We start from the raw sequence: 20,644 nt of genomic DNA on the forward strand, positions 1-20,644 counted from the left end.
TGGGTTCTCTGCGGCCTTCGCACAGCCGAGGCATTGATCCCGGTACAGGCCGCTTTTTCCGCTACGAGTTCATTGTGTGCTCCGGTCCGGTACGCCCCGCAAGCCGACGCGGACGGACCTCCCGGCGGGCGGGCGGCGCGGGTGCTGCTTAGCGTGGCAGCGTGAGTTCGCGCACCCCCTCCGGCCAGGTACGTACCGCAGACGAGCGGGCCGTCGCCCGTCACGGCTGGGCGCAGGCCCTCGTCACGGTGCTCGGCGGGCTGCTCGCCATGGGAGTGGTGGCCGCGCTCGGCCTGTGGGCGGCCGGAGCCGCCGATCTGCCGGACGGCGCGTTCGCCCCGGTCGTCGCGGCGACCGTGGTCACCGCAGTGGGCGGCGCCGTGGAGCTCTCCGGGAGCGCCGGCGACCTCGCCGACACGCAGGCGGGCCTGACGGTGATCCCGTTGTCGGTCACGCTCACCGGGGCGCTGGTGATCGCCTGGGGCTTCCTGCGGCCGCTGCGGCACCGCGCGGTCGCCGGTGCCCGGGAGCTGGCCGGGTGGGCCGCCCGGGTCGCGGCGCTGTGGCTGCTCGCGCTGATCGGCTTGACGCTCGCCGCCCGGCACACCTTCGACCTCTCCCTCGGGAACGACGCGCTGGGCGAACTCGGTGACCTGTTCGGCGCCTCGCCGAAGGTCGGCTTCACCACCGACGTTCCGCTGTCCGTGTTCGTCGGCGTGGTGTGGCTGGCCGGTGTGCTGGTGCTGGCGCTGCTGGTGTCGCGCGGGGCGCCGCTGCCGGGCGCGCTGCTGCGGTTCCAGGCCTCGGTACGGCCGGCCGCGTACGCGATGGTGGCGCTGCTGCTCGCCTGCGTCGCCATCGGTGTGGTCGTCGCGCTCGTCGTCGCGGCGACGCGGGGGCACGCGGCGGAGACGTTCGCCGTGATCCTTCTGGGCATGCCCAACCTGGTGTGGCTGGCGCTGACGATCGGTCTCGGCGCCACCTGGAACGGCAGGGTGGAGGGGCCGTTCGGGCTGCCCATGCCGCACGTGCTGGACGAGGTGCTGCGCACCCCGGACATCTCGGAGCTGAACCTGCGGACGCTTGCGGAGCACGACGGCCGGGTGTGGTGGCTGCTGGTCGTCGCCGCCGTGCTGCTGGCGGCCGCGGCGTTCGTGATGGCGGCCCGGTCCCCGGCCCGGGTCCGGGCCTGGGAGCACGCCGTGCGCATGGCCGTCGCGCTGGTGCTCACGGTGTTCATGATCTGCCTCATGGCGCGCGTCTCGGCGCACTACGGCCTGTCCGTCCTCGGCATCGGCGACCTGGGCGGCGGTCTCGCGGGCGAGCTGTTCCTCCGGCCCCGGCTGTGGGGTGCGGTGGGGCTGGCCGTCCCGTGGGGGCTGGTGACCGGCTTCGCCGGCGCGCTGGCGGCCCGGCGCGTGCGACGACGGGGTGAGGTGCGCGGGGTCCGGGAGAGCTGACGACGGCCCGCTACGGTCGCGGCAGGAAGACCGGTTCGGCCCAGCGCGGGGGCGGCTTGGGCCGTTCGTCCCCCGCGACCGGCCGCTGCCGGTCCCCCCGAGGGGGTGCCGGGGCAGTCCCGGCCACGCCCCCGGTCGTCGCGGCGCGCAGGGCGGCCACGAAGTCGAGGCAGGACGGGTAACGGTCGTCGGGGCTCTTGGCGAGGGCCTTGGCGAAGACGGGGTCGGCCTGGACGGGGATGCCGGGCCGGGCCTCGGTCAGCGGCGGCGGGTCGTCGTACTGGTGGGCCCACAGCAGGGCCATGTCGTCGTCCCGGCGGAAGGGCGGGTGCCCGGCCAGGGTCTCGTAGACGACGCAGGCGAAGCCGTACACGTCGCAGCGGGCGTCGACCGGCTTGCCGGAGATCTGCTCGGGGGCGACGTAGTCGAGCGTGCCGACGAACTGGCCGACCGTGGTGAAGCCGGTCAGCGACAGCGACTTCTTCGTGAGGCCGAAGTCGGTGAGGTAGACGTGCTCGGGGTGGTCGCTGTCGGTGCCGCGGGAGACCAGGATGTTGCCGGGCTTGACGTCCCGGTGCACCAGGCCGTGCTCGTGGGCGGCGTCGAGCGCGGAGGCGACCTGGGCGGCGACGCGCACGGCGGTGGCGGGCGGCAGCGGGCCCTCCCGGTCGAGGACGTGCCGCAGGTCGCTGCCGGCGACGTAGCGCATGGCGATGTAGAGGACGCCGTCCGTCTCGCCCGCCTCGAACACCGGCACGATGTGGGGATGGTCGATCGCGGCGGCGGCGCGGGACTCGTGGGTGAAGCGGCGCCGGAAGGTGTCGTTGCGGGCGAGTTCCGGGGCGAGCAGCTTGAGGGCGACGGTGCGTTCCAGACGCAGGTCGCGGGCCCGGTAGACGACGGCCATGCCGCCGCGCCCGATCTCCTGCTCGATCCGGTACCCGGCGATCTGCTGCCCGATCAGCTCGGAGGGCCGCCCCGAGAACACGCTCGTCTCGCGGCTCAACGGACTTCACCCTCGGGCGACACGACCCGGGTGGGCGCCGCCTCCCCCGGCCGGTCCGCCTCGTCCACGTCCTCCGGCGTCACGAGCCGTGTGGGTTCGGGAGGCCCGGCGGATTCGGGAGGTCGGGGAGGTTCGGCAGAGACGATACGGGTCGGCTCGGGAGCCTCCGGAGACACGACCCGCGTCGGCTCGGGAGCCTCCGGAGACACGGCCCGGGTCGGCTCAGGGGCCTCCGGAGACACGACCCTCGTCGGCTCAGGAGCCTCGGGTGGCGTGGCCTGTGCCCGTTCCGGCGCCTCCGGCGAGACCACCCGGGTCGGCTCGGGAGCCTGGGGCGCCTCGGGCGGCGCGACCCGGGTCGGCCCGGGGGGTGCGCCCTGCTCGGGTGCAGGCGCCGGCGCCGGCTGCGAGCGAGGTGGTTCCTCGGGTACCACCCGCGTCGGTGGATGGGCGGGCGCCTCGGCCGGGCGGGACGGCTCCCGGTCGGCGCGGGGCGTCTCGTCCGTCGCGTACGTGGTCAGGCGGGTGCCGTCGGCGTACACCCAGTGCCCGTGCGCGGCGTCGTAGAGCCACACGGACTCGCCGTCGACGACCACGCCGATCCGCACCCCGCGGGTGCGGGCGCGGAAGGACTCCCGGTCCAGGCCGCCCGCGAGGTCCTCGACCGCCGACCGGTAGCGCGCCAGGGCTTCCTGCGCCCGGCTCAGCAGCGGACGCGGATCCGCGGCGCGGGTGAGCGGCCCGTCCGCGGCGGGCGGGTCCTGCGGCACGGCGACCAGGCGGCGGCCGTCGACCCAGGCCGACCAGCCGTTGAAGCACAGCACGTGCCCCCAGTCGCCCTGGCGCTCCAGCAGCTGCACCGGCAGCAGCGGGTCCAGGTCGACGGTGGGCCGGGCCGGGTCGGGCGCCTCCCAGGCGGGCATCCCGTGCTGGGGCACGACGTGGGTGGGCCGGAAGCCGGGAGTCGTCATGGCGGCTCCCTACTTCCGCATCACGGCCGGTTCGTGCCGGCGCAGCAGCCGGGACACGAGGAAGCCGAAGAGCGCCGACAGCACGAGCAGCATCCCGACGTCGAGCAGCCAGGTGCCCGCCGAGTGCTCGAAGAGGGGGTCCTTGGTCAGGTCGTCCGGCACGATCCTGGCCAGCCCGACGGTGCCGGCCATCGCCGCCAGCGCCCAGCGGGCCGGCACCAGCCAGCCCAGCTGCTCCAGCCCGGGCACGCCGTCCAGCTTCAGCAGGGCCCCGCAGAAGACGACCTGGACGATGGCGATGAGCACGAGCAGCGGCATCGTCACCTCTTCCTTGCGCACCAGCGCGGAGACGAGCAGCCCGAGCATCATCGCCGTGAACGCCAGCAGGGCGACGGCGACGGTGATCTCCACCAGGGGCGGCATCAGCACGCCTTCACCGCCCGGTGCGTTGAGGTCCACGCCGAGCAGGGCGACCAGCGTCAGCACCACCGCCTGGAGCACGGTGATGACGCCGAGGACGACGACCTTGGACATCAGGTACGCGGATCTGGACAGGCCCACCGCCCGTTCCCGCTGGTAGATCACGCGTTCCTTGACGAGCTCGCGCACGGCGTTGGCGGCGCCGGTGAGCACCGCGCCGACGCAGAGGATGAGCAGCGTGTTCATCGCCGTGTCGAAGGTCAGCTTGCCGGCCGCCAGGGCCCGCGCCATCACGCCCATCACGAACGGCAACGCGATCATGATGATCAGGAAGGTGCGGTCGGCGCTCAGCGCGGAGGCGTACCGGCCCACCAGCGTGCCGAGCTGGGCGGCCCGGCTGCGCGGCCGGGGCGGCGCCGTGATGACGACGGGTTCGGACCGGGGCAGCTGGGGCTGCGCGGAGGCGTCGGCGACGTACCGGCCGTGGAAGGGCGAGGCGCGGTACTCCTCGGCCCAGTCCCGGTCCGTGTCCCGGTCGAAGGCCTCGAAGGCCTCCGGCCACTGCTCGAACCCGAAGAACGCCAGGGCGTCCTCGGGCGGCCCGTAGTAGGCGATCTTCCCGCCGGGCGCGAGCACGAGGAGCCGGTCGCACACGTCCAGGCTGAGCACGCTGTGGGTGACGACGATGACGGTCCGGCCGTCGTCGGCGAGGCCGCGCAGCATGTGCATCACCGAGCGGTCCATGCCGGGGTCGAGTCCGGAGGTCGGTTCGTCGAGGAAGAGCAGCGACGGCTTGGTCAGCAGTTCCAGGGCCACGCTGACGCGCTTGCGCTGGCCGCCGGAGAGGCTGTGCACGGGCTGGTTCGCGCGCTGTTCCAGGCCGAGTTCGCGGATGACCTCGTCGACCCGGGCGCGCCGCTCGGCCTTGGCGGTGTCCTGTGGGAAGCGCAGTTCGGCGGCGTAGGAGAGGGCCTTTCTGACGGTCAGCTGGGCGTGCAGGATGTCGTCCTGCGGGACGAGTCCGATGCGCTGGCGCAGCTCGGCGTAGTCGCGGTACAGGTCGCGGCCGTCGTAGAGGACGGTGCCGTGGTCGGCGGGGCGCTGGCCGGTGAGGGCGTTGAGGAGCGTGGACTTCCCGGCGCCGCTCGGGCCGACGACGGCGAGCAGGCACTTCTCCCCCACCGGGAACGACACGTGGTCGAGCAGGGTCTTCCGGCCGCGGTCGACGGCTACAGCGAGGTCCTGCACGTCGAGGGAGACCTCGCCGGTGTCGACGTACTCCTGGAGTTCGTCGCCGACGAGGCAGAACGCCGAGTGGCCGATGCCGACGATGTCGCCCTGGGCGACCGGGGCGGTGGTGACGGGCCGGCCGTTGAGGTACGTGCCGTTGTGGCTGCCGAGGTCGGTGATCTCGTACGTGCCGTCGGGCAGGGCGCGCAGTTCGGCGTGCCGGCGGGAGACCACGAGGTCGTCGATGACCAGGTCGTTGTCGCCGGCGCGGCCGATGCGGACGGTGCGGGTGGGCAGCGGCCGCACGGTCGTGGGCTGCCGGTAGGTGCCGGTCAGGGCCGGCATGGAGACGGCGGAGGGGCGTTCCGGGGCGGGTGCGGGGCGGCCCAGGAGGACCACGCGGGGCCCGTCGGAGGGGTTGCCGAAGCGGATGACACTGCCGGGTCCGACGTCCCACTCGTGGATGCGCCGGCCGTCCGCGTAGGTGCCGTTGGTGCTGTTCTCGTCCTCGATGATCCAGTGGCCGTCCTCGGGCTTCAGTACCGCGTGGTGCCAGGAGACCCGGTCGTCGTCGAGGACGATGTCGCTCCTCGGGTCGCGTCCTACGTGGTAGTCGCGGCCCGGGATCATCACGGTGGAGCCCGTCTCGGTCTCCAGGACGAGTTCTGGTGCTACCGACGGCTGCGCCATGGCCAAGATTCTACCGATTTGCCCTGGTGTGCGCCTCCGTGCGGGTGTGAGGGCCGGTCAGGCCACGGGGATGCCGAGGGCGGGAGCCGTGCGCTGCATCCGCAGGGCGTCCACGGACTCGGCGAGCAGTTCGTACTCGGTGGTGTCGTCGCTGGTGGCGATGCGCACCAGCCGGCCGGCCGCCAGTTCCTCGGCGACCCGCTCCTGCTGGGCGGGGTCGCCGCACCAGGCGCGCAGCAGCGCGGGCACGTCGGGCACGGTGTCGGCGACCGGCACGAGCGCGCCCGGCGGTAAGTGCTCGGCATCCGGCTGGGGGTCGAGGCGCTGGGCGATCCAGGAGGCGCGGTCGCGCAGCCACCACAGGGCGAGGGCGAGGGTGGGGGCGCGGTAGGTGCCGAGGGGCACTCCGATGCGGCGGCCGTCGCAGACTCCGTACGCCGTGACGTGGCACAGAAACTCGTCGTGCACGTGACCCTCCCCCGTCGCCCTGCCCGTCTGCCGGCCCGGCCTCCTGCTCCCGCGGCTCGCGTGCTGTGCGTGAGGGCGCCGTCGCTGGACGTGAAAGCGCTCTCGCAGGTCAGTATGTTCACTACTGAAACACTGTCACCACGACTTTCCGGCCACTCTCCTGGCATATTCACGCCCCGAGTTGGCCGAAACGCTGCGGCGGTCTCCGAGGAGCATGACCCGGGAGGTAATCGACGGTTGCGGCGGGCCCGGGCAGGGTGGTCCGTGCCGGGTTCGCCGCGAGCGGTGATCCGGGCTCCGACCAGCAGGTATGACCTTTCTGGAGGCTGATCGCCCATGTCCGCACCCGACCGTCGCCACGAGGACGCCGTCGCCCGCTACTTCGAGGCCTGGAACGCCGAGGACCCGGTGGCGCGGGAGAAGGCGGTCGCCGCCGCCTGGACCCCGGACGGCGGTTACACCGACCCGCTGGCCGACGTCAGCGGCCATGAGCAGATCGCCGCGGTGATCGCGGCGGCCCGGGAGCAGTTCCCGGGGTTCGTCTTCCGGCTCGCCGGCGCGGTCGACGGGCACCACGACACCGCGCGTTTCTCGTGGGAGCTGGTGAGCGAGGCCGACGGCTCGGCGCCCGTCGCCGGGTCGGATGTGATCACGCTGGACGAGCAGGGCCGGATCAGGGCCGTGCTGGGGTTCCTGGACCGGGTGCCGGCCGGGGCGTGAGCCGGGGTCCGCGATGAGTTTTCCGGTGCCCGGCGGTCTGCCGTGTGAGAGACCGCCGAGCACCGGAGGAAGCCATGGCCCCGACCGGAGAACTGGACGCCGAGTTCACGGCCGTCCTGCACAAGAGCCCCGCCGAGGGCGGCTGGACCTATCTGGTCTGGCCCGAGTCCGTCGCGTTCTTCGGCACCCGCGGCCTGGTCAAGGTCCGCGGGACGATCGACGGGCATCCGTTCCGCAGCTCGTTCATGGCCCTCGGCGACGGCACGCACAAGCTGCCCGTGAAGGCCGAGGTCCGCAAGGCCATCGGCAAGGCGGAGGGCGACACGGTGACCGTGCGCCTGGAGGAACGGATCGGTTCCTAGGGGGTGTCCGCAAAGTCGCGCCGTTCGCCCGGAGGGCGGGCCCTGCGGCGTCATGGGGGTCACCCCTGCTCGAGCGAAGCCGAGAGCTCGGGGGAGCCTGCTCTCGGCGTGCCGAGGCCTGGCCCACGTACTGGATGGGAGCGTGCCAGGCATCGCGGGGCAGGCGGGACTTTGCGGACACCCCCTAGCCCGCGTGCCCGGGGGCGCGCTCCCCCGGGCACGTGACCACGGCTACTGACGGACGATGGCGTCGATGCGGGCCAGCTCGTCCGCGTCGAAGTCCAGGTTGGCGATCGCGCCGACGCTGTCCTCCACCTGCTGCGGGCTGCTCGCGCCGACCAGCGCCGAGGTGACCCGGCCGCCGCGCAGCACCCAGGCCAGCGCCATCTGGGCCAGTGTCTGGCCGCGCCCCTTCGCGATGTCGTTCAGGTCGCGCAGCCGGCCCACCAGCTCCTCGGTGACGGCGTCGGACTTCAGGAACGGGCTGTCGCTCGCGGCCCGGGAGCCCTCGGGGATGCCGTCGAGGTAGCGGGCGGAGAGCAGGCCCTGCTCCAGCGGGGAGAAGACGATGGAGCCGACCTGGAGCTCGTCGAGGGCGTCCAGGAGGCCCTCGTCCTCGGGGCGGCGGTCCAGCATCGAGTAGCGCGGCTGGTGGATGAGGAGCGGGGTGCCCAGCTCGGCCAGGATGCGGGCGGCCTCGCGGGTCTGCTCCGCGGAGTAGTTGGAGACACCGACGTACAGCGCCTTGCCCTGCTGCACCGCCGAGTGCAGGGCGCCCATCGTCTCCTCCAGCGGAGTGTCCGGGTCGGGGCGGTGCGAGTAGAAGATGTCGACGTAGTCCAGGCCCATCCGGCTCAGGCTCTGGTCCAGCGAGGACAGCAGGTACTTGCGCGAGCCCCACTCGCCGTACGGGCCGGGCCACATCAGGTAGCCGGCCTTGGTGGAGATGACCAGCTCGTCGCGGTATGGCGCGAAGTCGGCCTTCAGGAACTCGCCGAAGGCGGACTCGGCGGCGCCGGGCGGCGGGCCGTAGTTGTTGGCGAGGTCGAAGTGGGTGACGCCGAGGTCGAAGGCGCGGCGCAGGATGGCGCGCTGGGTCTCGACGGGCCGGTCCGGGCCGAAGTTGTGCCACAGGCCGAGCGAGAGCGCGGGGAGCTTCAGGCCGCTGCGTCCGGTGCGCCGGTAGGGCATGTCCGCGTAGCGGTCGGGGTGTGCGGTGTACAACGCGACTCCAGAGGGGTTCGGTCGGAGAGGAAACCGGTGTCCACTCTGGCGTGACCTGCGCCCATGCGTCCAACAGAAGAATCCGATGGAATTCAGCGGCTACGCTTCTCAGTCATGGAACTGCGCCACTTGCAGCATTTCGTCGCGGTCGCCGAGGACCAGCACTTCACCCGGGCGGCCGAACGCCTCCTGGTGTCCCAGTCGGGCCTGTCGGCGTCGATCCGGGCGCTGGAGCGCGAGCTGCAGACGCCGCTGTTCGTGCGCACGACCCGCCGGGTGACGCTCACCCCGGCCGGGCGGGCGCTGCTCGGCGAGGCGGAGCGGATCCTGGCGCAGGTGCGGGCGGCCCACGAGGCCGTGGCGGCGGTGCAGGGCGTGCTGCGGGGGATGCTCGCGCTCGGCAGCGAGCAGTGCATCGCCGGGGTGCACGTGGCGGGGCTGCTCGCCGCCTTCCGGCACCGCCACCCGGATGTGGAGATCTGCCTGCGGCAGGCCGGGTCGGGCGCGCTGGCGGAGGAGGTCGCGGCCGGGCGGCTCGACCTGGCGTTCGCCGTGCGGACCCAGGAGGACAGCGACCAACTGCGGTCGGTGCCGCTGACCAGCGAGCCGATGACGCTGCTGTGCCACGCCAGTCACCGGCTCGCCGCCGCGGGCGCGGCCGTGACGCCGGAGGAGCTGGGCGGGGAGGTGTTCGTCGACTTCCACCCGGACTGGGGTCCGCGCCGCACCACCGACGCGGTGTTCGCCGCCGCGGGCGTACGGCGGACCGTGGCCCTGGAGGTGAACGACGTGCACACGCTGCTCGACCTGGTCGGCGAGAACCTCGGCGTCGCCGTCGTGCCGCGGCACTTCGCGCACAAGCGCGCCTCCCTGACCGCGCTGCCCGTGAAGGGCACCGGCGAGGCGGTTTACGAGACGGTGGCGCTGCTGCCGCCCCGGCAGGCCACCAGCCCGGCGGCCCGCGCGCTGATGGAGCTGCTGGAGACCACCGGCGCGTGAACGGGGGCGCACGCGGTGCCTGCCTGATCGGGGGCGCACGCGGCGCGCCGATGCGCGATGGTGGAGCCATGCATGCGAAGGACATCCTCATCGACGGCTACAACCGCATCCAGGAAGAAGTCCACGCCACCGTCGAGGGGCTCGGGCCCGACGAACTGGCCGCCCGCCCCTCCCCCGACACCAACTCCATCGCCTGGCTGATCTGGCACCTCACCCGCGTCCAGGACGACCACATCGCCGACGCGTTCGGCCTGGACCAGGTGTGGCTGACCCAGGACTGGGAGAAACGCTTCGGCCTGGGCCTGCCCCGCCACGACACGGGCTACGGCCACAGCCCCGCCAAGGTCGCCAAGGTCAGGGTCGACTCCGGCGACCTGCTGACCGGCTACTACGACGCCGTGCACGCGCAGAGCCTTAACGCCCTGCGCGGTCTGGCCGCCAAGGACCTGGAGCGCATCGTCGACGAGCGCTGGGACCCGCCGGTCAGCCTGGGCGTACGGCTGGTCAGCGTCCTGTCCGACGATCTCCAGCACGTCGGACAGGCCGCCTACGTCAAGGGGCTGATTCAGAGCGCGGCCGCGTAGCCGGGCAGGACGACGTTCCGGATGAGCGCGTTCCGCTCGTCGAACGGCAGGAACGCGCTCTTCAGGGCGTTCACGGTGACGGTGCGCAGGTCCTCCACGGTCCAGCCCGCCTCCTCCACCAGCAGCGCCATCTCGCGGGTCATCGTCGTGCCCGAGACCAGCCGGTTGTCGGTGTTGAGGGTGACGCGGAAGCCGAGGTCCTTCAGCGCGGTGATCGGGTGCTCGGCGATGGAGGTCGCGGCGCCCGTCTGGAGGTTGGACGTCGGGCACATCTCGAGGGCGATGCGCCGGTCGCGCACCCAGCCCGCGAGCCGGCCGAGCTTGCCCGCCGCGAGGTCGGGGATGTCGTCGGTGATGCGCACGCCGTGCCCGATGCGCTGGGCGCCGCAGACCTGGAGCGCCTGGTGGATGCTGGGCAGGCCGTGGGCCTCGCCCGCGTGGATGGTGAACGGCACGTTCTCGCGGCGCAGGTGCTCGAAGGCCGCGAGGTGGTCGGCGGGCGGGAAGCCGTCCTCGGCGCCGGCGATGTCGAAGCCGACGACACCCGCGTCCCGGAAGGCCACGGCCAGGTCGGCGGCCTCGCGCACCCGGTCGAACATCCGCATCCCGCACAGCAGGGTGCCGACCCGCACCGGCGTGCCCGCGGCAGCGGCCTTGGCCATGCCCGCCGCCAAGCCCTCCTGGACGGTCTCCACGACCTCGGCCATGGTCAGCCCGCCCTTGGTGTTCAGCTCGGGGGCGTAGCGCACCTCGCCGTAGACGACACCGTCCGCCGCGAGGTCGAGCACGTACTCCTCGGCGGTCCGCAGCAGGCCCTCGCGGGTCTGCATGACGGCCAGGGTGTGCTCGAAGGTGGCGATGTAGCGCACCAGGTCGCCGGAGTTGGCGGCCTCGTAGTACCAGGCGGCGAGCTCGTCGGGGTCGGTGGTGGGCAGGGTGTGGCCGACCGCGGCCGCGAGTTCCACGACGGTGGCGGGGCGCAGGCCGCCGTCGAGGTGGTCGTGGAGCACGGCCTTGGGGAGGCGACGGATCACTTCGGTGTCTACGCGCGTAGCAGTCATGACGGGTCTTTCCTTGAGCGGGGTTGTGCGGGGGCGGGGGGAAGATCAGCGGGCGGGCTGGAGCAGGTCCCAGCGGTTGCCGTACAGGTCCTGGAAGACGGCGACGGTGCCGTACAGCTCGTGCCGCGGTTCCTCCAGGAAGGTCACGCCCGCGGCGGTCATCCGGGCGTGGTCGCGGGCGAAGTCGTCGGTGTGCAGGAAGAACCCGACCCGCCCGCCGGCCTGATCCCCGACCCGGGCCGCCTGCTGCTCCCCCTTGGCGCGGGCGAGCAGCAGTCCGGTGCCCGCTCCCGGGGCGCCGGGTTCGACGACGACCCAGCGGGATCCGTCAGGCCGGGGCGCGTCCTCGACGAGCCGGAATCCGAGAGCCTCGGTGTAGAAGCGGATCGCCTCGTCGTAGTCGTCGACGACGAGGGTGACCAGGGCGATACGTCTCATCGGGGCCTCTCGGAGTGCGGGGTTAGCGGGAGAGGTTATACGTAAAACGCACGGGATGCCAACCAGCCCACGGGCAGACCCCACACCGGTCACATCGTCTGTAACTACTAGTATGTACACTCACGCTCCACAACACGCAGGAGACCCCATGCCCTTCATCCGCATCGACACGCTCCGCGCCGGACCCGAGCGCCTCGCCGCGCTCGGCCGCGCCGTTCACGACGCCCTGACGGAGACGATCGGCATCCCGCCCGACGACCGGTTCCAGGTCCTCGTGGACCACGACGGCACGAGCGGCACCCTGCGATACGGCGACTACCTCGGCGTACGCCGCGACGACGGCATCGCCTACGTCGCGATCACGCTGCGCTCCGGTCGCACGCCCACGCAGAAGCAGGCGCTGTACCGCAGGATCGCCGAACTCGCCGAGGCGTACACGGGCACCGAGCCGCGGAACGTGTTCGTCGTCCTGACGGAGAACGAGCCGGCCGACTGGTCCCTCGGGGAGGGGGCGGCGCAGTACTTGGATGGCGCGGGGACCTAGGCCCGGTGCCTACGCCCTCAGCCCGAGGCGCGGCGCCCGGCCGCCCGCTAGCGTCCCCGCCATGAAGATCACCGAGCCGTCACCCCGCACCCCCGCGCAGCGCAAGGCCGACGTACTGGACCGTCTGGAACGGGAGATGGACATCTGGGTCGCCACGGCCGACGCCGACGGTGTGCCGTGCCTGGTCCCACTGTGGTTCGTCTGGCACGAGGAGGCCGTCTGGCTGTGCACCCGACTGACCAACCCCACCGGCCGTAACCTGCGGGACGGCCGCCGGGCGCGGCTGGCCTTCGGGGACACCCGGGACGTCGTGCTCCTCGACGGCGACGCGGAGACCTTCACGCGCCAGGAGGTGCCCACGCCGGCGGCCGAGGCGTTCCGCGCGAAGACCGGCTGGGATCCACGCAAGGCCCACGCGTCGTACGCCTTCTTCCGGGTCCGGCCGCGGGCGGTCCAGGCGTGGTGCGAGGTGCACGAGCTGCCGCGCAGGCATCTGATGCGGGAGGGGGTCTGGGCGGTCTAGTGGCAGTTCTGGATCGGAATGAGGCATCGATGACCCATTTTGAATAAAACTTTGCCACTTATGGGGCGTTGATGGCTACGATGGGGTCATGGCGAGCACCACCGGGGAGACCGGAGCCCGTGTCCGTACGCGAGGGGCCATCCTCAGCGCTGCGGCGTCCGTGCTGTCCCGCCGACGTGACGCCACGCTGGCGGACATCGCGGCGGCCGCGGACGTGGGACGCAGCACCCTCCAGCGGTACTTTCCGGACCGGGAGGAACTGGTGTCGGCGGTGGTCGAGGACTGTCTGCGACGACTCGACGACTCGCTGAAGGAGGCACGGATCGACGAGGGGCCACCCCTGGACGCGCTGCGGCGGCTGGTGGCCGCCATGCTCGACGTCGGCGACCAGGTGCTGTTCCTCTACGGCGATCCGCGCATCAGCGAGGCGGTCGCCGCTCGGGGTGGCCCCGATCCGGCGGCCGAGGAGATCGGCCGGTTGATCAGGCGCGGCCAGGCCGAGGGCGTTTTGGACCCGGAGGTGAGCAGCGACTGGATCGAGCACGTGCTGTGGGCACACGTGTCCGCCGGCTGCACGGCGGTCAGCGGGGGGAAACTGCCGCGCCACGGGGCCTCCACTTGGGTCATCCGCACGCTGGAGAACGGCATCGGGACCCGCACCACGCCCTGACGGACTTCAAGAGGCGAAAGGCGATCCATGACGATCCTGGTGACGGGGGCGACCGGCAACGTCGGGCGGAACGTCGTCCGGCAACTTGTCGAGAAGGGGCGTGACGTGCGGGCCCTGACCCGCAGGACGCGGGCCGGGGTGTTCCCCCAAGGAGTGCAGGTCCACGAGGGCGACCTCACCCGGCCGGAAACGCTGACGGATGCTCTGGAGGGTGTCGAGGCGCTCTTCCTCTTCCCGGTCGCGGCGACCGCCGCGGAGGTGGTCGGCAGGGCGAAGAAGGCGGGCGTGCGCCGCATCGTGGTGCTCTCCTCCGGCGCGGTCACCACCGGCTTCGACGCCGACTTCCACCTCCCGGTGGAGCAGGCCGTGGAGGCCTCGGGGCTGGAGTGGACGCATGTGCGCCCCGGGGAGTTCGCCATGAACAAGCTGGCGTTATGGGGGCCGCCGATCCGCGCCGAGCGCGTGGTACGCGACCCGGCCCCGGACGCCGCATGGTTCCCGGTGCACGAGCACGACATCGCCGACGTGGCCGTCCTTGCCCTGACCGAGGAGGGCCACACGGGGCAGGCGTACACCCTGAACGGACCCGAACTCCTCACGCATCGGTGCCAGGTGGAGCTGATCGCCCAGGCGATGGGTGAGGAGATCGACTTCCAGGTGGTGACCCCGCAGGAGGCCCGCGAGATCTATCTCGCGCAGGGCGGCTTCGCCGCGGAGAACGCCGACTTCCTCCTCGGCTTCGAGGACTACGGCGGCAATGAGTCGGACCCGTCGGAGGCCGAGGCGTTCGATCCCTCGTGCCTCGGCCCCATGCCGACGGCGGAAGCCGTCACCGGAAGGCCCGCCCGCACCTTCGCGCAGTGGGCAAGGGACCACGCCGGCGAGTTCCACTGAGTAGAGCAACGAGGGCCGGCTGTCACTGCCCAGCCTTCCTCCGCGGTCCGTCGAGCCGCTCCAGTTCCTCGTCGGTGAGGCGGATCGCGCCCGCTGCCACGTTCTCCGTGAGGTGGTCGGGGTTGCCGGTGCCGGGGATGGCGAGGATGTGGGGTCCCTGGTGCAGCGTCCAGGCGATGCGGATCTGCGCGGGGCCCACGCCGTGGGCCCGGGCCACGGCTTTGACCTCCTCGTCGTGGGCGGTGGTCGCGCCGTGCTCACCGGCGTCGCCGGCGACGGCGTAGAACGGCACGAAGGCGATGCCCTGTTCGCCGCAGATACGGAGGAGTTCGTCCGTGTCGGGGTCGGGACGGTCGAGGGCGTAGCGGTTCTGCACGCAGACCACCGGTGCGATGGCCTGGGCCTCGGCGAGGTGGCGGGGTGTGACGTTGGAGATGCCGAGGTGCCGGATCAGGCCCGCCTCGCGCAGCTCCGCGAGGGCGCCGAAGTGTTCGGCGATCGAGTCGTACGTCGGCATCCGGCGCAGGTTGACGACGTCCAGGTGGTCGCGGCCGAGCTGGCGCAGGTTCTCCTCGACGTGGCCGCGCAGTTCGTCGGGGCGTGCCGAGGTGCCCCACTCCCCCGTGTACGTCCGGTACGGGCCCACCTTGGTGACGATCACCAGGTCGTCGGGGTACGGCGCGAGCGCGCTGTTGATGAGTTCGTTGGCGGAGCGCAGCGACGAGAAGTAGAAGGCGGCCGTGTCGATGTGGTTCACGCCGAGGTCGATCGCCCTGCGCAGGACGGCGATCGACCGGTCGCGGTCGCTGGGTGTGCCGTGGTGGAAGGCGCCGCTGCCCGTCAGCCGCATCGCGCCGAGGCCGAGGCGGTGGACGGGCAGGTCGCCGAGTTTCCAGGTGCCCGCGGCGTCCGCGGTGATCGTCTGTGAGTCCATCGGCGGAGTGTCACACACGCCGCGCGGGCCGGTGCGGCGGTTTTACGGATACGTGTACGAGTTGAGGGTGGCGACGGCGGCGGCCGGGTTGCCGAGGTCGTAGTGGTCGACGGCGAGGAAGGTGGGCTTCTTGCGGGCGGCGGGCTCGCAGAAGCGCCGGGCGCGGTCGGCGAGTTTGGCGTTGTCCGTGGCGGCCGTGGCGGTGATCCCGGCGTCGCGGAAGTGGTTCATGACGAACAGCGGGCGGAAGCCCGGTTCGGTGCGGGTCAACGGGATGTTGGTGTGCGCGTCGTACCAGCGGCTGTAGCAGGACCAGTCGGAGGAGCCGATCCCGGGCCCCATGGACCAGTGGTTCTCGACGGTCCATTCGCGCTGGTACATGACGCCGAAGCCGTCCCGGGTCAGGCCCGCGGCCTGGTCGGCGGAGCGGCTGTGGTCGGTGAAGATCAGCAGCCGGTCGTTCGCGGCGATCAGGTCCGCCATCGCCGGCCAGCCGTTCTGCCGTACGCCGGTGCGGTCGGGCCGGTAGAGCACGTCGGACAGCCCCTCGACGCGGGCGAGTTCGGCGCGCAGGACGGCAGGGTCGACGTAGTCCTCCAGGAAGACGGTGACGAACTGGTCGGGGTGAGCCTCCAGGAAGTCCACGATGCGCTGAAGGTCGACCCACAGGGCGACCGGCCGGCTGACGAGAGTACAGCTGTTGTGGCAGAGGATCGCGCCGTCCGGGGTCTGGTGGATGTCCAGCATGAATCCTCGGACGCCGTCGGCGAGTTGCCGCTCGATGCCGCGGGTCTGGTTGGGCACCAGGTTGACGAAGGGCGGGGCGAAACCGCCGTCGACGCCATTGGCGTAGGCGTTGTGCGCGGTGAGGAACGTGACCTGGTCCAGGGTGCGCCGGTCCTGCGGCGGCATGGGGCCGGTGGCCGGGTCGACCGGGGTGAGGTACCAGACGGCGAGGTCGCCCGCGCCGCCGAGGGCGAGGCGGGCGGGGTGGTTGGCGCCGGACGGCTTGGGGGCCACGGTGAGGTATCGCGGGGCGCCCGGGGCCTTGAGCGTGTGCCGGTCGGCTCCGATCGGGGTGATCTCCCAGAGGGCGTCGCCGCCGGTGCAGGCGACGGTCGCGGCCTGGTCGCCGTCGCGGCCGAGGCAACGGCCGGGCGCGTCGGTGTTCTCCAGGAGGTACGCGGACCCGTGCGGCTTCAGCCGCCACTGCTGGCGGTCCTCGTCGCCGCGGGGCCGGTGCTGCTCGACCGCTCCGCCGCTGTCTGCCGCGTTGAGCCCGGTCGTGGCGCTCTGGACGTAGTAGGTGCCCGGAGCCGGGACAGCGGCGGCGGCCGGCTGCGGGGCCACGACCGCGGCTGCCAGGGCCGCGGTCGTGGCGAGCAGGGCGTGGGGGGTGCGTCTGCGCATGCGGGAGGCCCTTCGTCCGACTGGTCAGGTGCATGACATTCCGCATGCCACCATGCCCTGCGGTCCGGCGTCAGCAGTAGAGGTTGCCGCCGGGTGACGTGCCGAGGATCTGTGTGAACCGCTGGTAGTTGGTCACGCGGCTCTGCACCTGCGCCGGGTTCTTGCCGTCGCACTCCAGGGAGCCGTTGATGCTGCGGATGGTCTGGCCGAAGCCGGCGCCGTTGACCATGGCATGGTGCGGGGTCATGGTGCCGGGGCCGGTCTGGGTGTTCCAGTACCACAGGGCCGTCTTCCAGGCGACGGCCGAGTCGTTCTGCACCAGCCAGGGGTTGTTCAGCAGGTCGATGCCGAGCGCGTCACCCGCGGCCTTGTAGTTGAAGTTCCAGCTCAGCTGGATCGGGCCGCGCCCGTAGTAGGCGGCCTGCCCGGCCGGACAGCCGTACGGGCGGCTCCAGTCGCAGTAGTGCGGGTAGTTGGCGGTGTTCTGCTCCACCACGTGGACCAGGCCGCCGGTCTCGTGACCGACGTTGGCGAGGAAGGCGGCGGCCTCCTGCTTCCTCACGGTGTCGCTGCCGGTGTTGGCGAAGCCGGGGTAGGCGCTCAGGGCCGCGGTGAGACCGCTGTACGTGTAGAACGCGTTCCGGTTCGGGAACATCTGGCGGAACTGCGCCTCGGTGACGACGAAGCGCCCGTCGGGCGTGCCCGGACCGCTGTCGCAGGCGTACGGCTCCCAGTACCAGGTGCTGATGGTGGGGTCGTACCCCGGGTTGGCGTGCTCGGCGATGTACGCCTTGCCGTCGGTGTGGCGGACGATGTCGCCAGCGGCGTAGGACTTGCCCGCCACCCAGTTCGGGTAGCTGGAGCACGCGGCGGCGGAGGCGTTCGAGGTGGGCAGGAGCACCGGTGCGGTGCCCGCGAGGGCGAGGACGGCCAGGACGGCGGAGACACGGCGTCTCGACACGGGATCAACTCCTTTGCCGGGCACGGCCGCACCCGTCAAGGGCAGGACTGAGCAGAGCCCGCGCCGCACGCACCGGTGGACCGGTCACGGCGTGGGCGCGGCCGTGGTGGGGGGTGGTGGAGGCACACTCAACCGCGTTGGTCTGTACCAGTCAAGGGTGTAGACCAGTCATCCCCGCGCCGGTTCCCGGCGGGCTCACACGGGAGTCTGCTGCTCCAGCGTCGCCGCGAGCCGGTCGAGCAGGGCCCGCAGCAGTTCGTCGTCGCCCTCGCCGAGCGGAGGCCAGGCGGCCCGGACCGCGCGGTCGACGCGCTGACCGTACTCCTGGCCGCGCGGGGTGAGGTGGGCGAGGACGCGGCGGCGGTCGAACGGGTCGACCCTGCGGTGCACGAGGTTCTGGTCGACGAGCTGGTCGATCAGCTTGGTCAGGGTCGGCGGCGGCAGGAAGGCGGCCTCCGCGATCGCCGTCATGTGGTGCCCCTCGCCGTCGGACAGCAGCGCCAGCACCCGCCAGGCGTCCAGCGAGCAGCCCTCTTCCGCCAGCACGGCCTGCAGCCGACGGGCGGCGAGCCGCTCGGCCCGCGTGAGCAGCTGCACCAGGTCGTCGGGCCGACGCGGGGGTGGGGTGGGCATCCTGCTCCTTGCCTACGAGGGGTGTCCATCGTAGGAGACGCACTGGAGTTCGTCCGGTCGACCCGGAATCATGACGCCATGTTCCGGCACGACCTCCCCGCGCCCGAGTGGTTCACGGCCGACGACTCCGTGCTCGGCGTGGCCCTCGTCTTTCCGCTCCAGGGGCCGGCCGGGATCTTCGGACCGGCCTGCGAGCTGTGCGCGCGACTGGCCGCCGAGGAGGTCAACCGGGACGGCGGCGTGCTGGGCAGGGAGCTGCGGCTGGTGCCGGTCGACGGCTCGGGCCCGCCGCACGAGGTCGCCGCGCAGGTCGAGGCACTGGTGGACCTCGGCGTCGTGCAGGGCGTCACGGGCTGGCACATCTCCTCGGTGCGCCAGGCGCTGGCACCGCGCATCGCGCACCGCGTGCCGTACGTGTACACCGCGCTGTATGAGGGCGGCGAGGACACGGCGGGCGTGTTCCTGACCAGCGAGACCCCGCGCGACCAGCTGCGGCCCGCGATGGACCTGCTGGCGCACGAGCGCGGGGTGCGGCGGTGGTTCGTGGTGGGCAACGACTACGTGTGGCCGCGGCACACAGCCCGCTCGGCCCGTGTGTACGCCCGCGCGTCCGGCGGCCGGGTCGCCGGCGAGGCGTATCTCCCGCTCGGCACCCACGACTTCGAGCCGGTGCTGCGCCGGATCGAGCGCTCGGACACGGACGCGGTGCTGATGCTGCTGGTGGGCAGCGACGCGGTGCGCTTCAACCGGGCGTTCGCGGCGTACGGCCTGCACGCGCGCTGTCTGCGGCTGAGCACGCTGATGGACGAGAACATGCTGATGGCGAGCGGCCCGTCGGCCACCGAGGACCTCTACAGCACGGCCGGGTTCTTCGCGTCGCTGGCCAACCGGGACACCCTCGACTTCCACGGGCAGTACGCCGCCCGGTACGGCGTCGAGGCGCCCGCCCTCGGCAGTCTCGGCGAGTCCTGCTACGAGGGGGTGCTGCTGCTGGCCGCGCTGCTGAAGCGGGCCGGGACGCTGGACGTGGCGGCGATCGGCGCGGCGGCGGGCGCGGTGTCGTACGAGGGCCCGCGCGGGCTGCTGCACCTGCGCGACGCCCATGTGCGCCAGCGGATCTACCTGGCGCGGGCCGACGGGCTCGACTTCGACGTGCTCACGGAGCTGACCGCGCGCCCCTGAGGAGACCGTCCGGACCGCCCCCGGTGAGCGCCTTGCTACGGCGGTCGAGACCCCCCTCCTGCACGAACGACACACCCCCGGATCGACACCCCGAGCCGGCCGACCGGGAGAATTCCCCCCATGACCACCGCACCTCATCCTCTCGTCACCCGCGCCCGGCGACTGGCGCACGACCTCCTCGTCCCGCACGCCGAGCGCGTGGACCAGGAGGGTGTGCCCGCGAGCCATGTCGAGGCGGTGAAGCGGTCGGGGCTGCTGGGAGTGGGCGCGCCGCGGGCGTACGGCGGGGCGGACGCGCCCGTGGCGGTGGCGCGGGAGACCGCGGAGATCCTCGCCGGGGCGTGCTGCTCCACATGGTTCGTGCAGACACAGCACCACACGCCGGTGAAGCTGCTCGCCACATATGACTCGCCCGTCCGGGAGAAGCTGCTGCGTCCGCTGGCGACCGGCGAGCTGCTGGCCGGCATCGCGTTCGCGCATGTCCGCGCCTTTCCCTGGGTCCCCGTGCGGGCCGTGCCCGAGCGGGGCGGCTGGCGCTTCGCGGGCACGGTGCCCTGGTACACCGGCTGGGGTCTGAACGACGTGCTGCTGCTGGCGGGGGTGACGGACACGGCCGAGGTGGTGTTCGTCGTCGCCGAGGCCCGGGAGCAGCCGGGGCTGTCCGCGTCGGCGCCGATGCGGCTCGCGGCCCTCGCCGCCGCCCGTACGGTCTCCCTGGAGCTGGACGGCCTGTGGGTGCCGGAGGAGTCCGTCGTGCTGCGCGCCTCGCAGGAGGAGTTCGCCCTGGCCGACCTGCCCAGGGCGGCCAACGCCAGTCCGGCCGTGTTCGGGGTGGCGTCCGCGGCGCTGGACCTGGTGGCGCGGGCCCCGGAGGGCGAGGAGACGGCGCGGTCGCTGCGGGTCCGGCTCGACGCGGTCCGGCGGGAGGCCTACGCGCTGGCCGACCACCCCGCCCCGCACGAGTGCGTCCCGGATCGTCTGGCGGTGAAGACACAGGCGTACGACGTGCTGCGCGCGGCCACGACGGCGGCGATCGTGGCCGGGGGCGGCCGGTCCATGGACCTGGGCAGCCGGGCGCAGCGGCTGGCGCGCGAGGGGATGTTCCTGCTGGTGCAGGGCCAGACGGCCGAGGCGCGCCGGATCCACCTCGGCTCGCTGGCGTCCGGCTAGCCGAGCCGGGGCGGGGACGGTTCACCGACGCGGGAGGGGGCCTCGCCGGTCCGGGAGGGAGCCTTGCCGACGCGGGAGGGGGCGTCGCCG

General features: G+C 72.6%; 21 protein-coding genes and 1 pseudogene. 11 read left to right on the forward strand and 11 right to left on the reverse strand.

Annotated features, from left to right (window positions below; all coding sequences use genetic code 11):
* Positions 1 to 161: 161 nt before the first annotated feature.
* Entirely contained in the window at positions 162 to 1,460 is a 1,299-nt protein-coding gene (locus ABZ386_RS36500; protein WP_351348004.1) for a streptophobe family protein, read from the forward strand.
* 10 nt (positions 1,461 to 1,470) lie between these two features.
* On the opposite strand, the gene ABZ386_RS36505 is transcribed toward ABZ386_RS36500, so the two are convergent.
* The 4 genes and pseudogenes from ABZ386_RS36505 to ABZ386_RS36520 form a co-directional block, all read right to left on the reverse strand.
* Positions 1,471 to 2,466 (reverse strand): serine/threonine-protein kinase, encoded by a 996-nt coding sequence (locus ABZ386_RS36505; RefSeq protein ID WP_351348006.1) that lies wholly within the window; start codon positions 2,464 to 2,466, stop codon positions 1,471 to 1,473.
* A 428-nt stretch (positions 2,467 to 2,894) separates the two neighbouring features.
* Positions 2,895 to 3,437 (reverse strand): annotated as a pseudogene (locus tag ABZ386_RS36510) (hypothetical protein); the annotation flags it as partial.
* A 9-nt stretch (positions 3,438 to 3,446) separates the two neighbouring features.
* Complete coding sequence (locus ABZ386_RS36515; protein WP_358967886.1) at positions 3,447 to 5,777, reverse strand: FHA domain-containing protein; 2,331 nt, start codon at positions 5,775 to 5,777, stop codon at positions 3,447 to 3,449.
* Between the two features lie 57 nt (positions 5,778 to 5,834).
* Positions 5,835 to 6,245, reverse strand: coding sequence for a hypothetical protein (locus ABZ386_RS36520; RefSeq protein ID WP_351348012.1), 411 nt, complete (start codon positions 6,243 to 6,245; stop codon positions 5,835 to 5,837).
* Between the two features lie 336 nt (positions 6,246 to 6,581).
* On the opposite strand from ABZ386_RS36520, the gene ABZ386_RS36525 reads away from it, so the two are divergent.
* Together ABZ386_RS36525 and ABZ386_RS36530 are read left to right on the forward strand one after the other, a co-directional pair.
* Positions 6,582 to 6,965 (forward strand): nuclear transport factor 2 family protein, encoded by a 384-nt coding sequence (locus ABZ386_RS36525; protein WP_351348014.1) that lies wholly within the window; start codon positions 6,582 to 6,584, stop codon positions 6,963 to 6,965.
* A 74-nt stretch (positions 6,966 to 7,039) separates the two neighbouring features.
* The gene (locus ABZ386_RS36530; RefSeq protein ID WP_358967889.1) at positions 7,040 to 7,327 is read left to right on the forward strand and encodes a DUF1905 domain-containing protein; all 288 of its coding nucleotides are present in this window, start codon (positions 7,040 to 7,042) and stop codon (positions 7,325 to 7,327) included.
* Between the two features lie 231 nt (positions 7,328 to 7,558).
* On the opposite strand, the gene mgrA is transcribed toward ABZ386_RS36530, so the two are convergent.
* On the reverse strand, positions 7,559 to 8,551 hold the full coding sequence (gene mgrA / locus ABZ386_RS36535; protein WP_356506069.1) for an L-glyceraldehyde 3-phosphate reductase: 993 nt from the start codon (positions 8,549 to 8,551) through the stop codon (positions 7,559 to 7,561).
* 114 nt (positions 8,552 to 8,665) lie between these two features.
* On the opposite strand from mgrA, the gene ABZ386_RS36540 reads away from it, so the two are divergent.
* Complete coding sequence (locus tag ABZ386_RS36540) at positions 8,666 to 9,550, forward strand: LysR substrate-binding domain-containing protein (protein ID WP_356528119.1); 885 nt, start codon at positions 8,666 to 8,668, stop codon at positions 9,548 to 9,550.
* 68 nt (positions 9,551 to 9,618) lie between these two features.
* Complete coding sequence (locus ABZ386_RS36545; protein WP_351348021.1) at positions 9,619 to 10,134, forward strand: DinB family protein; 516 nt, start codon at positions 9,619 to 9,621, stop codon at positions 10,132 to 10,134.
* Here ABZ386_RS36545 and ABZ386_RS36550 read toward each other — a convergent pair.
* Positions 10,116 to 11,195: an adenosine deaminase gene (locus ABZ386_RS36550; protein WP_358967891.1), complete on the reverse strand. Its 1,080-nt coding sequence runs from the start codon at positions 11,193 to 11,195 to the stop codon at positions 10,116 to 10,118. The two genes, ABZ386_RS36545 and ABZ386_RS36550, sit on opposite strands and share 19 nt — an antisense overlap.
* 45 nt (positions 11,196 to 11,240) lie before the next feature.
* The gene (locus ABZ386_RS36555) at positions 11,241 to 11,633 is read right to left on the reverse strand and encodes a VOC family protein (protein WP_358967894.1); all 393 of its coding nucleotides are present in this window, start codon (positions 11,631 to 11,633) and stop codon (positions 11,241 to 11,243) included.
* Positions 11,634 to 11,781: 148 nt separating this feature from the next.
* On the opposite strand from ABZ386_RS36555, the gene ABZ386_RS36560 reads away from it, so the two are divergent.
* The 4 genes from ABZ386_RS36560 to ABZ386_RS36575 all read left to right on the forward strand — a co-directional run bounded on the left by ABZ386_RS36560 (position 11,782) and on the right by ABZ386_RS36575 (position 14,264).
* Positions 11,782 to 12,177, forward strand: coding sequence for a tautomerase family protein (locus ABZ386_RS36560; protein WP_356506065.1), 396 nt, complete (start codon positions 11,782 to 11,784; stop codon positions 12,175 to 12,177).
* 61 nt (positions 12,178 to 12,238) lie between these two features.
* Positions 12,239 to 12,700, forward strand: a complete 462-nt coding sequence (locus tag ABZ386_RS36565) for a pyridoxamine 5'-phosphate oxidase family protein (RefSeq protein WP_355725125.1) — start codon at positions 12,239 to 12,241, stop codon at positions 12,698 to 12,700.
* 88 nt (positions 12,701 to 12,788) lie between these two features.
* Positions 12,789 to 13,370, forward strand: a complete 582-nt coding sequence (locus ABZ386_RS36570) for a TetR/AcrR family transcriptional regulator (protein WP_355725122.1) — start codon at positions 12,789 to 12,791, stop codon at positions 13,368 to 13,370.
* Positions 13,371 to 13,397: 27 nt separating this feature from the next.
* On the forward strand, positions 13,398 to 14,264 hold the full coding sequence (locus ABZ386_RS36575; RefSeq protein WP_356618928.1) for an NAD(P)H-binding protein: 867 nt from the start codon (positions 13,398 to 13,400) through the stop codon (positions 14,262 to 14,264).
* Positions 14,265 to 14,286: 22 nt separating this feature from the next.
* Here ABZ386_RS36575 and ABZ386_RS36580 read toward each other — a convergent pair whose 3' ends face one another.
* The 4 genes from ABZ386_RS36580 to ABZ386_RS36595 all read right to left on the reverse strand — a co-directional run bounded on the left by ABZ386_RS36580 (position 14,287) and on the right by ABZ386_RS36595 (position 18,202).
* On the reverse strand, positions 14,287 to 15,198 hold the full coding sequence (locus tag ABZ386_RS36580) for an oxidoreductase (protein WP_351348035.1): 912 nt from the start codon (positions 15,196 to 15,198) through the stop codon (positions 14,287 to 14,289).
* 42 nt (positions 15,199 to 15,240) lie between these two features.
* Complete coding sequence (locus ABZ386_RS36585; protein WP_356506061.1) at positions 15,241 to 16,608, reverse strand: phospholipase; 1,368 nt, start codon at positions 16,606 to 16,608, stop codon at positions 15,241 to 15,243.
* Between the two features lie 70 nt (positions 16,609 to 16,678).
* On the reverse strand, positions 16,679 to 17,569 hold the full coding sequence (locus tag ABZ386_RS36590; protein WP_358967899.1) for a glycoside hydrolase family 19 protein: 891 nt from the start codon (positions 17,567 to 17,569) through the stop codon (positions 16,679 to 16,681).
* Between the two features lie 195 nt (positions 17,570 to 17,764).
* Positions 17,765 to 18,202 (reverse strand): MarR family transcriptional regulator, encoded by a 438-nt coding sequence (locus tag ABZ386_RS36595; RefSeq protein WP_351348041.1) that lies wholly within the window; start codon positions 18,200 to 18,202, stop codon positions 17,765 to 17,767.
* A gap of 78 nt (positions 18,203 to 18,280) precedes the next feature.
* Here ABZ386_RS36595 and ABZ386_RS36600 point away from each other — a divergent pair, with 78 nt between their 5' ends.
* Positions 18,281 to 19,384: a substrate-binding domain-containing protein gene (locus ABZ386_RS36600; RefSeq protein WP_358967902.1), complete on the forward strand. Its 1,104-nt coding sequence runs from the start codon at positions 18,281 to 18,283 to the stop codon at positions 19,382 to 19,384.
* Between the two features lie 120 nt (positions 19,385 to 19,504).
* Complete coding sequence (locus ABZ386_RS36605) at positions 19,505 to 20,554, forward strand: acyl-CoA dehydrogenase family protein (RefSeq protein WP_358967904.1); 1,050 nt, start codon at positions 19,505 to 19,507, stop codon at positions 20,552 to 20,554.
* Positions 20,555 to 20,644 lie beyond the last annotated feature (90 nt).

The sequence above is a fragment of the Streptomyces sp. NPDC006140 genome (genome assembly GCF_040628815.1).
In the GTDB taxonomy this organism is placed as follows: Bacteria; Actinomycetota; Actinomycetes; order Streptomycetales; family Streptomycetaceae; genus Streptomyces.

Bases quoted from the DNA above. Each gene is read 5' to 3' on its own strand.
- ABZ386_RS36515 (WP_358967886.1), bottom strand. From the start codon at position 5,777: ATGGCGCAGCCGTCGGTAGCACCAGAACTCGTCCTGGAGACCGAGACG.
- ABZ386_RS36525 (WP_351348014.1), top strand. From the start codon at position 6,582: ATGTCCGCACCCGACCGTCGCCACGAGGACGCCGTCGCCCGCTACTTC.
- ABZ386_RS36530 (WP_358967889.1), top strand. From the start codon at position 7,040: ATGGCCCCGACCGGAGAACTGGACGCCGAGTTCACGGCCGTCCTGCAC.
- ABZ386_RS36540 (WP_356528119.1), top strand. From the start codon at position 8,666: ATGGAACTGCGCCACTTGCAGCATTTCGTCGCGGTCGCCGAGGACCAG.
- ABZ386_RS36545 (WP_351348021.1), top strand. From the start codon at position 9,619: ATGCATGCGAAGGACATCCTCATCGACGGCTACAACCGCATCCAGGAA.
- ABZ386_RS36550 (WP_358967891.1), bottom strand. From the start codon at position 11,195: ATGACTGCTACGCGCGTAGACACCGAAGTGATCCGTCGCCTCCCCAAG.
- ABZ386_RS36555 (WP_358967894.1), bottom strand. From the start codon at position 11,633: ATGAGACGTATCGCCCTGGTCACCCTCGTCGTCGACGACTACGACGAG.
- ABZ386_RS36560 (WP_356506065.1), top strand. From the start codon at position 11,782: ATGCCCTTCATCCGCATCGACACGCTCCGCGCCGGACCCGAGCGCCTC.
- ABZ386_RS36565 (WP_355725125.1), top strand. From the start codon at position 12,239: ATGAAGATCACCGAGCCGTCACCCCGCACCCCCGCGCAGCGCAAGGCC.
- ABZ386_RS36570 (WP_355725122.1), top strand. From the start codon at position 12,789: ATGGCGAGCACCACCGGGGAGACCGGAGCCCGTGTCCGTACGCGAGGG.
- ABZ386_RS36575 (WP_356618928.1), top strand. From the start codon at position 13,398: ATGACGATCCTGGTGACGGGGGCGACCGGCAACGTCGGGCGGAACGTC.
- ABZ386_RS36580 (WP_351348035.1), bottom strand. From the start codon at position 15,198: ATGGACTCACAGACGATCACCGCGGACGCCGCGGGCACCTGGAAACTC.
- ABZ386_RS36585 (WP_356506061.1), bottom strand. From the start codon at position 16,608: ATGCGCAGACGCACCCCCCACGCCCTGCTCGCCACGACCGCGGCCCTG.
- ABZ386_RS36595 (WP_351348041.1), bottom strand. From the start codon at position 18,202: ATGCCCACCCCACCCCCGCGTCGGCCCGACGACCTGGTGCAGCTGCTC.
- ABZ386_RS36600 (WP_358967902.1), top strand. From the start codon at position 18,281: ATGTTCCGGCACGACCTCCCCGCGCCCGAGTGGTTCACGGCCGACGAC.
- ABZ386_RS36605 (WP_358967904.1), top strand. From the start codon at position 19,505: ATGACCACCGCACCTCATCCTCTCGTCACCCGCGCCCGGCGACTGGCG.